This is a genomic window from Syntrophothermus sp., assembly GCF_013314835.1.
GTDB lineage: Bacteria > Bacillota > Syntrophomonadia > Syntrophomonadales > Syntrophothermaceae > Syntrophothermus > Syntrophothermus lipocalidus.
Window position 1 is genome coordinate 1 of the sequence record NZ_JABUEX010000033.1, and the last position, 14,499, is coordinate 14,499.

Here is a 14,499-nt window from a genome sequence, read left to right on the forward strand (position 1 = left end):
ATAAATATAAGCCGCCTGAAGAAAGGGTAAGCCGAAAAGAAAGGCCCCGCGAAGAGTGGGTCCCTATTTCTGTCCCCGCCATTGTTGATAAAGAGACCTGGGAGGCAGCCCAAAAGCGTTTTGAGAATTCCCGAAGGCGCTGGCGCAGCTACAGCACTTACCCTTATCTTCTCTCAGGCCTCATGCGGTGCGGAAAATGCGGCGCGACTATACACGGGAATCTTGTTACGTCAAAAGGAAAGAAGAGGGCTTATTACGTCTGCACTGCAAAGTCACCAGGCATACCGGGTCGGGAACGCTGTAAATCCCGATATTTTAATGCTCCGGAATTAGAAGAAATCGTTTGGGAAAGAGTCTCCGGTTGGCTGACAAATCCGGAAAGGCTTCGCGCAGAGCTGCACGCCGCTTTCCCTGACGAGACCGCCAAAGCTTTGGAAATCGAGCTTGCCACCATCGAAAAAGAATTGGTTCAAGCCTCCAAAGAACGGTCACGGGTAGCGACCATGTTCCAAAAAGAGGTTCATCTCCAAAAGAGTTGGCGAACTAGTATTCGCCTGAGCAGGCCTGTTTAATTTTCAGAATAAAATATTCCAGGTCATGGAAGCCATAAGCTTGACGTTTGATAACTTTGATTTTGTTGTTTATTCCCTCCAGCTTACTCGTATGTATTGGATAATCAGCGTAATTAAGGATACCGTATTTATAGCGACGTAAGGTTTTTACAAACCGTTTTAATGCAGGTATGCCGGATTCAAGTGCTTTTGCGCACCACGCATCAAGTGCTTTTGACATCTGCTGACGGTCATTACATTGCCAGATTGTTTTAAGCTCATCTTTCAAAATGTATACGGTAGAAAGATTCTTATTAATGGAAAGCAGTTTTTCCAAACGAGGTATTTCCTTTTCTTTGAGATTCTCCGGATTTTTCAACAGGATCCAGTGGCTACCCTTAATGACATTTTTATCAGTTTCCATTGCAGTCCTGGCTTCTGCTCTACGGACCTCATCAATTACTTTATTGTATTGAGCGACTATATGGAATACATCAAAGACAATGGCAGCCTTAGGGTAAAATTCGGAGACTGCTTTAATAAAAGGGTCCCACATATCCATGGCAACAGCCTTAATTTGCTCTCGTGCCTCCTCCGGCATCTTTAAAAAGAACTCTTTTAAGGTTTCGTATTTACGGTCTTTACCAACCCAAACAATGCGGCCGGTTTCAAAATCGATGACAGTGGTCAGATACCGGTGGTGTTTTCCATAAGAGATTTCATCTACTGCTAAATACCGTAATCCGTTGTAGTCTGTATGGGCAAATTCCTGCTTAAGCCCTTGTTTATCAATTTCTTTGACCGTTTTCCAGTCTAGGTGCAGATGTTCTGCCACATCCTTTACGGTCATTAATTTACAGAGTTCCTGTATATAGACAGCCAAACGCTTGGTTACCCTTGGGCCGCCAGGTTCGGCTATATCCAGCTCTTCTACAACTACTTGACCGCACAGAGGACACTCTATCTTTCGATAATGTAGATGGATTAGTGTTTTATGAGGGCCTAAAGAAAGGTCTCTTAAGAAACGCTGATGGTTTGAATGGTTACCGACTCCTTTACTCCTGCATTTAGAACAAATAGGCGTAAAACGCATGTCTGGTTTTAATTCAATTACTTTTCCGGTATCCTCCTCGAAATTAATATCCTCTGAACCTATAAATTTTAGTCGACGAAAGGGGAATAATGATGTTATACTTATATTGGACATCTGTATACCTCCTTTAGATGTTTGGTCAATATCTAATTACGACAAGGTATGCAGATGTCCTTCTGTTTTAGCTGATTTTTTCCAACGAAAATGGAGATGAACCCAAAAAGATTTGATACCGGAAGTTGAAATGGAACAGCGGCTTAAGGAAATAAAGGAGCGCTGGGAGTACCTCTCGCTCCGCCGGGAGCGGATTTTAATGGAACTTTCCCGGCACGACCTGGCGGCGCAGGAAATGGAACGGTTAGAAGAGCTTGCTGCCCAGGTCGGAGATGCTCTTGAGGCTCTTTCTCTTGAAGAGAAAAAGTGCCTGGTTAATCTCTTGATTGAAGAGATTACTGTTACCGGGAAGCGTATTGACATCAAAGCCAAAATTCCCGACACTATACCCGAAAACGTAGCCATTCTCGAAACTGCCGCTGCGGGCAATGGTTTATACGGTAGACACGACACCGCACAGGGTCGTGTCTACCCAAGAAACAGCGGACAAGCTTTCGAGGTAGTGGTTTTCAGGTAAAGTCAATAGTTTACTCGCCATTTGGACGACAGCACTGACTAACTACCACAACCTTAAAAGAGCAGCGCTTTACCAGCTCCCGTATCTATGATATAATGGTACCAGAGTCTCTTAGGTTACCGCCTAACGTATACACGTGTCTGCTTGTGAAAATCGTAAGCGACGGCTACTTGTTTAACGAGAGCGCTTCCGATTGGTTCAGTACCAGATGAAGGGGTGAGCTGGCATGGTATTGGCGATTCTGGCGATTATTCTTAGCCTGGGCGCTATGGCTGCGCCGGTTGTTGTCTGGATCCTCGGTGTGCCTGAGAAGTTTCCCGATCCAGATTCAATTATCTGGTCTATGATTATTTGCTTTTTACTGGGCTTGTTTATGTTTGTGGAAGGGGTGGTCAATCTTCAAAAAAAACGAGCAGCGGCTGCCGGGTTTCCTCCGGCTAAGAAAGAGGCGGTCACTCCGAAGTGTTCCGGCTGCGGCAGGGAGATCTCAGACCAATTTGTCGTCTGCCCGTTCTGCGGTCGGTACCTGAAAGAACCTGGGACGGCCAGTTCGGAAGTTGCTGTTCCGGCCGCTCTGGAAAAGGTTCGTCCGCGAGGCAGGAAAGGCAGAGTTGTGGTCGCTGTGCTTGTAACCCTGCTGGCTATTGGTGGTTTGGTTGCCGCGGAAATGTGGCGGGAAGGTTCGCGGGCGCCTGTGCTTTCCGTCACCTCTGATCGGGAGCGCCAGATGCCCCCGGTTATCCTGCAATATCCCGGCAAGGACGGCAAACCGAAGAGCGCTTATGGGGTCCCGGGGTGCGTTACCATCATTGCGAAGCAGGACGCCGCGCCCGAGGCTGTCCGCGCCCTCGTGGCGCAGTTGGGCGGCACCGTTTACGCCGAGCTACCGGATTCCAGCCTTTACTTTAGCCGGGGCTTTACCGGCAGGGAAGCCGACGTGATTGCGGCCTTATACAAGAACTCCAGCCTAGTGCAGCGCGCTTTCCCTACTCCCCCGGCCGTGGCCAAAGGTGTGGGGATTACTGAAGAATTTAAGACATGGTTTCAGCGCCTGCTGCGTCAGCAGCAAGAGGGCATCGTGTGGGCCATCGACGATATGAAGACCATTATAGCTGCAGATGGGAGATATTTGCATGCTGACGCGGACGGCGGACTTTTTTGGAGCGAAGATTCCAACAACGCGCTGACCCATGCGGAGCTAGTCGGCCTCCTGATGGGGATCCGCGAGGGAAATGTGGGTGTCATTGATTGTGCCGTGACCGTGAAGGATCAATCCGGCGGCGAAAGCAAGATCTTAATGGATACGGCATCGGCGCTAGAAAAGGCGGCTGAGATCGCCCGGATGAATAACGAACAAGGCAAGGTCACTATCTTCAACAACTCGTGGGGAGCGTACTTTGAGGACACTTCAGCGTTTGTCGCCGCCGAGGCCGATAGTTATCGCACGCTTCTCCAGTTTTTGAATGGGAACCCGAACGCCGTGGCCGTCAAGAGCATCGGGAACGAGGGGGTTGACCTTTCTAAATACAAAGACGTAATCGTTCTGCGGCGCGAATTTCCTAATGTGTGGAAACGGTTCGTACTCGTGGGGGTTTTGGATGACAAGCTGCAGCCCACACCGTACTCGAACCGCAACGTAGGCCACACCACAGGCATACTGTGGGTGCCGGAGCTCAGGGATAGAGACGGCAACCCTGTGCCCGGCACCTCGTTTGCGGCGGCGCGAATTTCCGCCCTCCTCGGCAGGATTGCGCGAGCGCGCCCGGACCTCAGCCCTGAGCAGCTCGTCACCGTGCTGTTCGACCAACGGGTGTCGCCCCGCGTGAACCTTCGCCCGACTATCAAGGATCCGCTGAGCGATGAAACCCTCAACAAGGCCCTCAAGGTGGCGGCCGAGCGGTTCCCGGCGTCTGAGAACCCGGCGTCTGAGAACCCGGCGTCTGAGAACAAAAAGCCTGTCAAGCCTGTCGGGGAACAGGCGGCATCAAAGCTGAAGGCGGACCTTCTGACCCCGGCACGGGATCTTACTGGCACGTGGAAAACCACGTTCGGCGCTGTTTTCTATCAGGTAGACCCCTTCTTCCCATCGACGCGTTTGGGAACGCTTCAGGCGGATCTCGCCCTGGAAATAAGGCAGAAGGGCAACTCCGTGACTGCGACCATGCATATAAAACCGAAACGGTGGGAAGGGAAAGATCTTGGCGGCGGTCAAGGACGGTTTCCGGCTCCTCGTGAGATGGATTTGCCCATGAGCGGCATGGTTGAGGGTGCGAGATTGAAACTGCACTTCCACCGGGATCCTGCGCCGGCGGGCACCCAGCTTGCCCCCGGTGCGGTAGTAGCAGAGAGTCGTGCTGTTGACCTTTACTTCGAGGGCCATTTCACCACGGACTTCATTGAGGGGACATTCTCAGGGAACCTGTTTCGCTCAGATGCGAACGCTATAAAGCTCACAAGGCAAAAGTAACCGGAAAGCAGCAGGGAGCGCCCCACGAGGGTGCCAAAGTAAACCGTGGAACTGCCCGAATACCGTCCTTCAGGGTGCGCCCACCCGGCCTCTGGCGCATGAGGCGTTAAGTTCGCAGGCGCGGCAGGTAGCAGCCAGAAAGCCATAGAGCCAGCTCTCGCCCCTCGAAAGGCAGGCAGGCCACTCCGGCCGGATGAGATAGAGGCCACACAATCAGACTTGACCGGAAGGAATAAAAGGTTTAGTGACATAGATGAAATGCCTCCAGACCACAGCATTCTTTCCAAGGCGAGGAGGCGTTTCGGGAGGGACGTCTGCGAGCAGTTCTTCAGGCACGTGGTCATGCTCTGCGAAAAGGCAGGATTGATAGAAGGCAACAAGGTCTTCCTCGACGCCACTCTTCTTAAAGCGAACGCTTCAATGGACTCCCTCACAGAGCGCCGGCCTTACCAGGAACTGCAAGCACTGGAGCAGTACCTTGACCGGGTCTGGTCGGAGAACGAGACGCCTGGAGATCCTGGAGATGGGGGAGGCAATCCTGCTCCTCCTCCAGGGCAGAAAGAGAACAAAAGAAAAGACAAGGCAAAAACCAACGAGCGGCTTGTCAGCAAGACAGACCCGGATGCTTCGCTTGTTACTTACAACGACTCCAGAGGTCTCCTGCTTGCTCATAAGGTTCACATTGCTGTGACAGGAGGTCCGGGGAGAATTGTGATAACGGTAGAAACCACCTCTGGCTGTTTTCCAGAGGCCAGAGTAGCGGCAGACCTCGTCGGCAGGCATATCTGGAATACACATCTAAAACCCCAAGAAGTGGTTGCGGAGTAAGCGTAAAATAGTCCCCACCTTGCAGATTGGTGGGGACTTAGATAAGCTTTAGAGGAGTCTTCTAGTTGCTAGAACGGCATATAGCAGGAATCGACTTTGACCAGGGAAGAACTTGATCCAGTACCGTCGGCTCGGTGATGTCCATGTTCGGCATGCTTTCGAAGAGGCAGGTAAGGTAGCGGAAGGGATTCAAGCCGTTTTCCTTCGCCGTCTCTACGATACTGTAAATAGTAGCACTGGCTTGAGCTCCGCGCGGGGTATTAGCAAACAGCCAATTCTTACGCCCAATCACAAAAGGCTTGATAGAGCGTTCGCTGCGGTTGTTGCTGATTTCCAGGCGCCCGTCCAGCAAGAACGCTAGAAGCTTATCCCACTGACTCAGGCAATAACTGACCGCCTGCCCAAGCCCACTCTTAGGCAGCACCTGAGGACTCAGCTGATTTAGCCACGCCCAAAAAGCATCCAGTACAGGACGACTTCGTTCCAGCCTCTTTAGATAACGTTCATAAGGTTTGAGGTCTTTCAAATCCCGTTCGATAGCAAAGAGGCGATTACAGAAGTCAAGCCCTTCTTGAGCCGCCACGGCAGCTGGCCGCTTCTTGTCCGGCAGAGCTTTGAGCGCTTCGTCGAATTTCCGCCGGGCATGCGCCCAACAGCCGACTAACGTAACATTGGAAAGACCATTATATCCGGCATAGCCGTCCACGTGCAGGTAACCTTTGAAGCCAGAAAGGAACTTCTTGGGGTGTTCACTGTTCCGGCTTGTTTGGTACTCATAGAGAATTATCGGCGGACCGATATTGCCGGTGCGGTAAAGCCAGAGGTAAGACTGCGTCTGGGCCGTCCGCCCCGGTTCGTGCAAAACTTGGAGAGTTGTTTCGTCGGCATGGAGGACATCCCGTTTGACCAGAAGTTCGTGCATCCGGCTGTAAAGCGGCTTCAACCACTTATCCGCTGCCGAAAGTATCCAGTTAGCCATGGTCTGCCGGGATAGTTCAATCCCCAGCCGGGCCAACTGCTCCTCCTGACGATAAAGGGGCATACCCTGCACATACTTCTGGTCCATGATGTAAGCCAGGGCAGAAGGGGAGGCAAGGCTGCCGGGAAGCACCGGTGCAGGCATGGAAGCAGTGATGACGGGCGTGGTGACCTCCTCGCGTTCACAGCGGCGGCAAGAATACACATAGCGAACATGCTTGACTAACTTTACCTGAGCCGGGATAATCTTTAGTTCCTGCCGCACCTCAGTGCTCATTTCATGTAAAGGACCGCCGCACTGCGGACAGACTTGCTCCTCGGGTGAGAGGCGGTACTCAACGGTCTCAACCGGTAGATCCTTGAGTACAACCTCACGGGGACGCCGTTCCTTACGCCGCGTGTAGGTGATAGTTTCCACCGTTGGTTCTGCAAGCGGACGGGCCTCGGCTTCTGCCTCGTTGAAAATGCTGAGCTGCTCCGAAGAAGAAGTACGCTCGCTAGACGAAGCAAATTGCCTCTTTTTGCTGAGGCGTAGCTGCTCCTTAAACCACTCTACCATAGCCGTCAGTTCGGCTACTTGCGCAGTGAGTTCCGCCACTTGCTTAACCAGCAACTATAACTTTAACGAGTGGGGGGAGATATTTTCCGACCAGGTGGTGGCCGCGGCCATAATTGACCGGCTTGTCCATCACGCCCGGATTTTTTATATTAACGGGACAAGCTACCGGCTCAAAGGCAAGCTAAAAGCAGCAAACGACCATTAAATAGCAAGACCATAACTTCATGTCCCCGGAGCTTGAGCTTAAGCTCCCTTTAGAATGTGGAAATTTTGCCGCCGTGATAGGTGGCAGCAGCCGGTATAATCGATTGGGGCGAGGCGGTTCCTTATCCGCCATGCTCCCCATCGCTGTCGCCTTGCCCATTTGTATATGGCACCGGCTGCTGCCGGTCCCCGTCAAGGCCGAGCGAAGCGAGCTAAGGCAAAATTTCGCTTCGCCGGGGTGGGAACAATGCTGGTTATTTCTGTTTTCTAGTGGGCCAATTTTATTTGCACAAAGTGGGTCAATTCTATTGACAATCAACACTGCTGGAAGCTTCTCAGATTAAGCTTTGCAGCAGCCCAACGGCAAGGGATTCTCGACTCAGCTGAAGAAAGGAAGAGGAGCAATTTGAATAAGACGGACCTGAGAAGCTATGGGCTGACCCCATTCTTTGAACAGGAAGCAGCTTCTTATAAAGGGTTGTTTATTGCCAGGGTTTGTGAACAACACCGCAACTTGTACAGGGTTGTCTGCGAGAACGGAGAGATACTCGCCGTGGTTTCCGGTAAGCTGGCCCATGAAGCAAACGATAGCACAGGTTTTCCAGCTGTCGGCGACTGGGTCATGATTGACAGGATTGAGGATAGCTCCGGAAACGCCGTTATCCATCATGTGCTGCGGCGTAAGAGCGTATTCACGCGCAAAGCCGCCGGCACGTCGCACGAGAGACAAGTTGTGGCGGCGAACATTGACCTTGTCTTCATCTGCATGGCGCTAAATGCCGATTTTAATCTTCGCCGCCTGGAAAGGTACCTCTCCATTGCATGGGATAGTATGGCCACGCCGGTCATAGTGCTTACCAAAGCCGATCTGTGCGCCGATTTGGAAACAAAGCTCGCGCAAGTCTCCACAGTCAGCGTGGGCACTGACGTTGTAGTATGCTCCTGCATGAAGGATAACGGCTATCAAAGTATTCTTCCGTATATTGAAAGAGGGAAAACGATCGCCTTCATTGGGTCCTCCGGCGTCGGCAAGTCCACGTTAATAAATCGACTTATGGGTAAAGAGGTTCTTGATACAAAGGAAATTAGAAGCAATGGCAAAGGGCGGCATACAACAACACACCGCCAGTTGCTGCTTCTGCCCAACGGCGGAATTGTGATAGATACGCCTGGCATGCGGGAATTGCAGCTTGATTCTGCTAATCTGTCCAGGTCCTTTGAAGACATTGAGGCTTTGGCGAGGAAATGCAAGTACAGGGATTGCTCTCATACGACGGAACCTGGTTGCGCCGTGAGAAGTGCTATCGAAGCGGGAGAATTGGCAGAAGAACGCCTGGAAAGCTACTTGAAGCTGCAGAAGGAAATCGGCTATGAAGGGTTAAACTACCGACAGCTGGAACAAGAAAAAATCAAGAGGATGTTCGGCAGCATGGGAGAAATGAAGCAGGCCAAACGGTTTGTGAAAAAGAAAAACCAGAAAAGGTGAGGGACTGGACCGTAATTTGTCAGGGTACCCATCCTCTAACTAGTTCAATCGCCTTCTTCCTAAAGGTCTTCTCTGGATCACCCCGCTGGCATGTATTATTGAAGTACATGAAGAAAGCCTTCGGTGCGAGGAGTCTTCCTTTGTTTTGCGGCCATCAGAGACACTTTTTTCTATGGTCTGTAGTATAATCGCATGGCCTTTGCCTTGCTCATGATTTCTTCGAAATTTTCCCTAGCTGCCGGATTGTATAGTTCCGCTCCGGTGTACAGCCACTGTATTACAGAAGAGAAACTTTTTCCTGTGTAGTACAATCCCATCGTGCTGTCTTTCAGAGTTTTTTTCGGCTTCCTCAGGCCCAGCTCTGTCCCCATTGAAATCACACGGTTTATCTCTTGCAGGGTAAGCGTAAAATAATCCCCACCTTGCAAGTAGGTACAGGCGATGTCCCAAAGATCGTGGAATTTGTGTGACGCCCCTTTTCTCCGTTTTTAAGCCGTTGGTGATGTCCTGACGGTGCTGTAAAAATGAAGAGGCCTGAGCTAAACTTAGAAGTGTCCGCCCCCTAAGTTTTCACCTTACGGCGAAAGGAGCTCAGGCCCATGAATAGAGTACCACCTTCCGAACGTATTAGACAAGCCATTCAGGAACTATTAGATTCTGGTATCCGTGGCGATAAAGACGTTCTTAACGAATTGATCCGGCTGGGAGCAATGCGTCTAGTGCAGGAAATTCTGGAGCAAGAAGTGGAGGACTTCTTGGGCAGAGGGCACTATGAACACCGAAAAGGAGAGGTTGAGTTTAAGGGTTATCGCAACGGGTATCGGGAAAAGCAGTTGGAGACAGCTGAAGGAAGCATTACCGTTGCCGTGCCGCAACTGCGCCAAACTGTCACACCTTTCGAATCGAAACTCCTGAGCTTTCTACGCAGCCATACCGACGTATTGGACCGCCTAGTGGCAGAGATGTACGCGCGTGGTCTTTCCACACGGGATATTGAAGAAGCTTTCAAGGATAGCACTGGCGAACAACTTATCACCCGTACAGCCGTTAGCCAGGTGACTGAATCACTTTGGGGTGAATACGAAGCCTTCAGAAAGAGAGACCTTTCTGGCTTCGATGTGGCTTACCTATTCCTCGATGCTGTGTTTGAAGCTTTAAGGCGCACGGGCCAAACGAAAGAAGGGATTCTCTGCGCCTGGGCCATACTTACCGATGGCCGGCGAGTCTTGCTTCACCTTGCGCTGGGCAATAAGGAGAGCTATGAGGACTGGCTGGAATTCCTCCGAGATATGGTGAAGCGGGGACTCAAGACGCCAATAACAGTGACTACCGATGGAGCTCCCGGGCTCATTAAGGCTGTAGAGGCAATGTGGCCAAAGAGCCTGCGGATTCGTTGCTGGGCACACAAAGCCCGCAACATCCTGGATAAGGTGCCTGAGTATGCACAATCCGAGGTTAAAGCTTACCTTCAGACCATTCGTGAAGCTCCTACCCTCGAAGCCGGGCGCCTGGCTGCCCAGCAGACGATCGAACGCTTTAAGAAACAGTTCCCATCGGCAATGCAGAGCCTAGAGGATGATCTGGAGGCCAGCTTGAATCATCTTCGCGTTCCAGTGGCCCATCGCAAATTTGTCCGTACTACGAATCTGATTGAGCGCAGCTTCGAAGAAGAAAGGAGGCGCACCAAGACCTTACCCAAATTCTTTTGTGAGCATAGTGCTCTTAAACTGGTCTTCGCCACACTAACCAGAGCCACACGACGGTGGCAAAAGATCCACATCACGGAACTCGAGCAAAAGCAAATGCAGAAACTCCGCCAGTCCCTTGGCCTCGACCCAGATCCCAACTCCGAAAAGCAGCAGAAGCAGCCAGAAAGCGAAAAAATCAGCGTTACTGCGTAAGCCAGGCCTCAAGCTATTTTACAGCAGGTTAGGGACATCACCTAAGCCGTTTTCACAGTACTGGATAATCTTGGAGCCACTTTGCGCTCAAGAGCCGCCGCCAGAAGCGGCAGCAGGCGGTACCCCTTGATACGACTGAATCCCTCCTCATCCGCCATTAACTCTCCTGCTGACCAACGAAGGACCTGACGCCCATTGCACCAGCGCTTTACATTGCGCGCAGCAGCCCGCACCTTATCCAAAGCGCTTTGCATAGCGTGCCAGAACTCTTAACTATACTGGCACATAAGAGAAAGAGCAGGGATGTCTTAGTCTTCAGTCATAGATGGTATACACGTACCACCGTCCCTGCACCTGCTCTATTTCCCAGAGCTGGACGTCGCCATTAACAAATACTCTCCAGACATCATGCTCTCTTTCCCCGGTCCACCAGGGATATTCCCGCCAGTGGTCGTGGATGGCTGTTATCACGTAGGACTGGCCGCGGAAACAGAATTCCGTAGGCTTGCCGTTTGCCAGACTGATTGATTCCAAGGGACCGTTAACCAAGCGCATAGATCTCACCCGTATTCTTAAGGGCCAATTCTGAGCTCAACCCAACCTCTTGCACATCCTGGCTGACGTACTCACGCTCTTGGTGATAAATTATCACTTAACCAGTGATATCGCTTAGCAAGGTGACTATCGAAAAGGACTACTTACTCAGTTTTGGAATTGCGTCTTAGTAGGGCCCGGTGCCTGCTGTGCAATGTCCGTTAGACGGAAAGTCCGATGTTACTCGGATCAGGCCTACGACTGCAACTTCAAGCTTCTCCCTTTGCGAATCGCTGAATTTGGTTATCCACCTTACCGGAATCGCTCCGTAACCGTACATAATCCCTGCCAGACCGCCGGTAACAGCTCCTACAGTATCGGCATCACCACCCAAGTTAACTGCTTTTACCACTGCCTGCTCGAAGCTCTCTGAGTTCGCGGCGCACCACAGTGCGCAAGCCAGGGTGTCAACTGTGTGGCCTGTAGGGCGAAGAGCCTGCTCTGGCCAGAATGTCACCTTTGCAAGCCTGTCGGCAAGCCTCTTAGCTGCTTCTCCAATCTCGCCTGGAGGAACCACCTTTTGCAACATGGTCACGGCATTATTGTAAGCCTCGATGAATCCCAAACCCTTCAAGCAACTCTGGGCCGTTAGGGAGTACAAATAGCAGGTCAGCCCTGCTTCCGGGTCCCAGTGGGTCATGCGGGCGACCCCTGAGTTCTGTATCATAAAAGTGAGCCAGAAAGGACCGAAGTTGTAACGTAAAAGTGAGCCACTTCGACCACATTCCTGCTATCCTGTTGGTAAGCAATACCGATCAAGGGAAGCAGGAGGAAAGGATCGTGATCGAAGTGGACCAATACCAGCGTATCAGATACCTGTTTGCAGTTCAAGGCCTGTCGCAGCGGATAGAGTCAAGCTACTGTAGGTCGCCCATCACGAAAAGAGTCCTCTACCGCAGCACCAACAAGGACAGGGCCGATTAGGGTTAGGAGTTCTACCCCACCAATTCAAGCAGTGATGTATCTCTGCATTGCCCGAGTTCCAGGCTAGATTTCCGAGCTAGCAGTACCGTCCGGATGGAAAAACTAAATCATGCAAAGCTGTACGAAGGGGAGTACGCGAGCCAGCTAAAGCAGGAATCGCAGCTTGCAGGCGTTCGTAGTACCTCTGTATGAGTGCCCGTCTCTTGCGCATGCTCTGTTCCGGTGCAAAGAGGGGCCCCTTTTCCCAGCGGGAAAACCAAGTAGCATAGTGTTTTTGTATGTCAATCCCATTCCCCTGCATGACCCTAAGCCTGGCCATGTGTCCAGCGCCTAGCCTGCTCCATGCCAATGGGCGGGAACTCAAACGCTCAGAGAGTAGGTGGCTGACATGGGCTTCGGCGCTTGGCGAAGATACTGTATCTTTGTGCTCTCTGTAGGACAGTATCCCATGCCAGTTGTTGTTAACGTAACGCCTACAGGCGGCAATGGCCTGTTTATGCCCCTCTGTCTCTGCCAATTTGGCGGCTGCTTTCATCAGCGAATTAAACTTGGCCCGGTCGCATTGGTCTATCGCCTCCCAGGCCTCATCATATAGGCCCGGGTACTCTGCCCTCTTAATTGCTCTTTTTAGATATTTGCCGAGGTGGTAACGGTCTAAGACAAAGATGGATTTGGGAATAATCTTTAGCCCCGTCTTTATCCATGCTGCGCCGTCGCCACCAATGAAGATTTTCTCTATGGCGCTGATATCATAATTGGCGTCTATGTAATCTAAGACCTTAAGCCAAAGTTCTTCGGGATCCTCAAGCCCGGCAAAGTAAAAGCGCCCTCTTAGCCAAGTACGCCCATTTTCTTCGCTTCGTCCTTCGTGAACGTAAATGACGGGAACCTGTAGTGTACGCCCCTTACGGTCTTTCTGTAGGGAAACATGGTCTTCGTCAGCTTCGATATATAGCGTTTTTACACGCCGCTTTACGGGGCTCTCTTTTATCTCAATCTCCGGGGCTTTTCCGGCCCTACGCACAACGTTCATAACCGTCTGCTTGGTAACGGGAACTTCTTGATCAGCTCCCGCTTTGGCATAGGATACGTTGGTGGCCTTCGCAACAAGCTCGGCCTGAACTATGGGGTCTATTCTATCGTGCGGTCCCATACCGATGGTGACATCAACTAAATGGGCCTTCTCTCCGGTTTCTTTGTGCCGATAGTATCTGCGCTTATAGGTGACTTCTCCAAACTTGGTCAGTATTGTTTTCTCCTCCGGTCCTCTCTGTACGATCCAGCCTTCTCGCTCTTCTGGGTGCTCCATAAGGTACGAATCGTGATCTTCTAAAACTGCTCGTGTTATTTCTCTTCCCAGCTCCATCAAGTTGCTCCAGAGCTTTTCTTGAAACTCTCGGTAGCCAACTGACCCTCTCTGGAAATCTTCTAAACCACAAATTAGCTGCAGGAAATTCTCCAACGCACGTTGAATTGCTTCCATAGAGACCTCACCCTCCGAGTATCGTTCTTCGGTACTCGTCCTTGTCGCGGACGGTGAGGTCTCTTTTCTATACCGACCCGCTAAATTCCTGGTACTGACTTACGGTTATTTTACTCTAACGCAGCGGGCCATAGCTCGGGAACTGGGGATCTCCCGCAACACAGTACGGAAGTACTGCGCTGGTGCCGAACTCCCGGTCCCCAAGCCGCGTAGGCGCACTAGGCCGGTGATCACCGATGAAGTCAAGGGGTGGATTCAAGGTTACCTGAAGGAGGATGAGGAAGCGAGCCAGATCCGGGGAGCCGCCAAGCAGCGGCACACCGCATGGCGCATCTACGAACGGCTGCGTGCGGAGCACGCCTTCGCCGGCAGCTACGAAGCGGTGGCGCGCCTGGTGCGAGAGCTCCGGCCCGAAGGGAAGGAGGTCTTTATCCCCTTGGCCTGGGATCCCGGGGATGCCATGCAGGCCGATTGGGGACAAGCCGTTGTCTTCTTGGCTGGGAAACCGGTCAAAGTCCACTTCTTCTGCGCCCGGCTTTGCTACAGCGGTCTGCCGTTTGTGGCCCTGTATCCGGCTGAGCGTAACGAGTTTTTGCTTGATGGCCACCGCCAGGCCTTTGAGTTCTTTCAGGGAGTCCCCCACCGAGTTATTTACGACAACTTGCGCACCGTGGTCAGAGAAGGCTGGGGCCGGTATGTGACCCAAAAACAGCCCCAATTCCAGCTCCTTGAAGCCCAACTTTAACACCGACCCAGTAAAATCAAGGGGTCTGTAGGGACGATTTTCACTACAACCCCTC

The 14,499-nt window shown here is 51.7% G+C and carries 15 protein-coding genes; 9 read left to right on the top strand and 6 right to left on the bottom strand.

The genetic code is table 11. The features are described from left to right. A partial coding sequence (locus HPY90_RS10455; protein ID WP_287194301.1) for a recombinase zinc beta ribbon domain-containing protein occupies positions 1-572 on the top strand: 572 nt, incomplete at its 5' end. Here HPY90_RS10455 and HPY90_RS10460 read toward each other — a convergent pair. Next, positions 544-1,758 (bottom strand): ISL3 family transposase, encoded by a 1,215-nt coding sequence (locus HPY90_RS10460; RefSeq protein ID WP_287194306.1) that lies wholly within the window; start codon positions 1,756-1,758, stop codon positions 544-546. The genes HPY90_RS10455 and HPY90_RS10460 overlap by 29 nt on opposite strands. Before the next feature lie 130 nt (positions 1,759-1,888). On the opposite strand from HPY90_RS10460, the gene HPY90_RS10465 reads away from it, so the two are divergent. The 3 genes from HPY90_RS10465 (at position 1,889) to HPY90_RS10475 (ending at position 5,570) form a co-directional block, all read left to right on the top strand. Continuing rightward, positions 1,889-2,275 (top strand): hypothetical protein, encoded by a 387-nt coding sequence (locus HPY90_RS10465; RefSeq protein WP_287194308.1) that lies wholly within the window; start codon positions 1,889-1,891, stop codon positions 2,273-2,275. A gap of 226 nt (positions 2,276-2,501) precedes the next feature. Further along, entirely contained in the window at positions 2,502-4,742 is a 2,241-nt protein-coding gene (locus HPY90_RS10470; RefSeq protein ID WP_287194310.1) for a S8 family serine peptidase, read from the top strand. 219 nt (positions 4,743-4,961) lie between these two features. Then, on the top strand, positions 4,962-5,570 hold the full coding sequence (locus tag HPY90_RS10475) for a hypothetical protein (RefSeq protein ID WP_287194312.1): 609 nt from the start codon (positions 4,962-4,964) through the stop codon (positions 5,568-5,570). A 61-nt stretch (positions 5,571-5,631) separates the two neighbouring features. On the opposite strand, the gene tnpC is transcribed toward HPY90_RS10475, so the two are convergent. Beyond that, positions 5,632-7,161 (bottom strand): IS66 family transposase, encoded by a 1,530-nt coding sequence (tnpC, locus tag HPY90_RS10480; protein WP_287194313.1) that lies wholly within the window; start codon positions 7,159-7,161, stop codon positions 5,632-5,634. Between tnpC and HPY90_RS10485 the strand changes: the two genes are divergently transcribed. Together HPY90_RS10485 and rsgA are read left to right on the top strand one after the other, a co-directional pair. Continuing rightward, complete coding sequence (locus HPY90_RS10485) at positions 7,133-7,312, top strand: ATP-binding protein (RefSeq protein WP_287194314.1); 180 nt, start codon at positions 7,133-7,135, stop codon at positions 7,310-7,312. The two genes, tnpC and HPY90_RS10485, sit on opposite strands and share 29 nt — an antisense overlap. Positions 7,313-7,717: 405 nt before the next feature. Beyond that, complete coding sequence (gene rsgA / locus HPY90_RS10490; protein ID WP_287194316.1) at positions 7,718-8,797, top strand: ribosome small subunit-dependent GTPase A; 1,080 nt, start codon at positions 7,718-7,720, stop codon at positions 8,795-8,797. 170 nt (positions 8,798-8,967) lie between these two features. Here rsgA and HPY90_RS10495 read toward each other — a convergent pair whose 3' ends face one another. Continuing rightward, complete coding sequence (locus HPY90_RS10495; RefSeq protein WP_287194318.1) at positions 8,968-9,177, bottom strand: hypothetical protein; 210 nt, start codon at positions 9,175-9,177, stop codon at positions 8,968-8,970. Between the two features lie 219 nt (positions 9,178-9,396). Between HPY90_RS10495 and HPY90_RS10500 the strand changes: the two genes are divergently transcribed. Beyond that, entirely contained in the window at positions 9,397-10,698 is a 1,302-nt protein-coding gene (locus HPY90_RS10500) for an IS256 family transposase (protein ID WP_287194320.1), read from the top strand. A gap of 315 nt (positions 10,699-11,013) precedes the next feature. Here HPY90_RS10500 and HPY90_RS10505 read toward each other — a convergent pair whose 3' ends face one another. Both HPY90_RS10505 and HPY90_RS10510 read right to left on the bottom strand, forming a co-directional pair. Further along, on the bottom strand, positions 11,014-11,253 hold the full coding sequence (locus HPY90_RS10505) for a DUF6504 family protein (RefSeq protein ID WP_287194322.1): 240 nt from the start codon (positions 11,251-11,253) through the stop codon (positions 11,014-11,016). Between the two features lie 166 nt (positions 11,254-11,419). Further along, positions 11,420-11,932, bottom strand: a complete 513-nt coding sequence (locus HPY90_RS10510) for an ADP-ribosylglycohydrolase family protein (RefSeq protein ID WP_287194324.1) — start codon at positions 11,930-11,932, stop codon at positions 11,420-11,422. A 140-nt stretch (positions 11,933-12,072) separates the two neighbouring features. On the opposite strand from HPY90_RS10510, the gene HPY90_RS10515 reads away from it, so the two are divergent. Continuing rightward, a complete protein-coding gene (locus tag HPY90_RS10515) occupies positions 12,073-12,216 on the top strand; it encodes a hypothetical protein (protein ID WP_287194325.1) in 144 nt (47 codons plus the stop codon). A gap of 76 nt (positions 12,217-12,292) precedes the next feature. On the opposite strand, the gene HPY90_RS10520 is transcribed toward HPY90_RS10515, so the two are convergent. Next, positions 12,293-13,699 carry an ISLre2 family transposase gene (locus tag HPY90_RS10520; RefSeq protein WP_287194326.1) on the bottom strand — a complete coding sequence of 469 codons (1,407 nt, stop codon included), beginning with the start codon at positions 13,697-13,699 and terminating at the stop codon, positions 12,293-12,295. 94 nt (positions 13,700-13,793) lie between these two features. Between HPY90_RS10520 and istA the strand changes: the two genes are divergently transcribed. Further along, complete coding sequence (istA, locus tag HPY90_RS10525; protein ID WP_287194338.1) at positions 13,794-14,444, top strand: IS21 family transposase; 651 nt, start codon at positions 13,794-13,796, stop codon at positions 14,442-14,444. Positions 14,445-14,499 lie beyond the last annotated feature (55 nt).

Bases quoted from the DNA above. Each gene is read 5' to 3' on its own strand.
- HPY90_RS10460 (WP_287194306.1), bottom strand. From the start codon at position 1,758: ATGTCCAATATAAGTATAACATCATTATTCCCCTTTCGTCGACTAAAA.
- HPY90_RS10465 (WP_287194308.1), top strand. From the start codon at position 1,889: ATGGAACAGCGGCTTAAGGAAATAAAGGAGCGCTGGGAGTACCTCTCG.
- HPY90_RS10470 (WP_287194310.1), top strand. From the start codon at position 2,502: ATGGTATTGGCGATTCTGGCGATTATTCTTAGCCTGGGCGCTATGGCT.
- HPY90_RS10500 (WP_287194320.1), top strand. From the start codon at position 9,397: ATGAATAGAGTACCACCTTCCGAACGTATTAGACAAGCCATTCAGGAA.
- HPY90_RS10505 (WP_287194322.1), bottom strand. From the start codon at position 11,253: ATGCGCTTGGTTAACGGTCCCTTGGAATCAATCAGTCTGGCAAACGGC.
- HPY90_RS10510 (WP_287194324.1), bottom strand. From the start codon at position 11,932: ATGACCCACTGGGACCCGGAAGCAGGGCTGACCTGCTATTTGTACTCC.
- HPY90_RS10520 (WP_287194326.1), bottom strand. From the start codon at position 13,699: ATGGAAGCAATTCAACGTGCGTTGGAGAATTTCCTGCAGCTAATTTGT.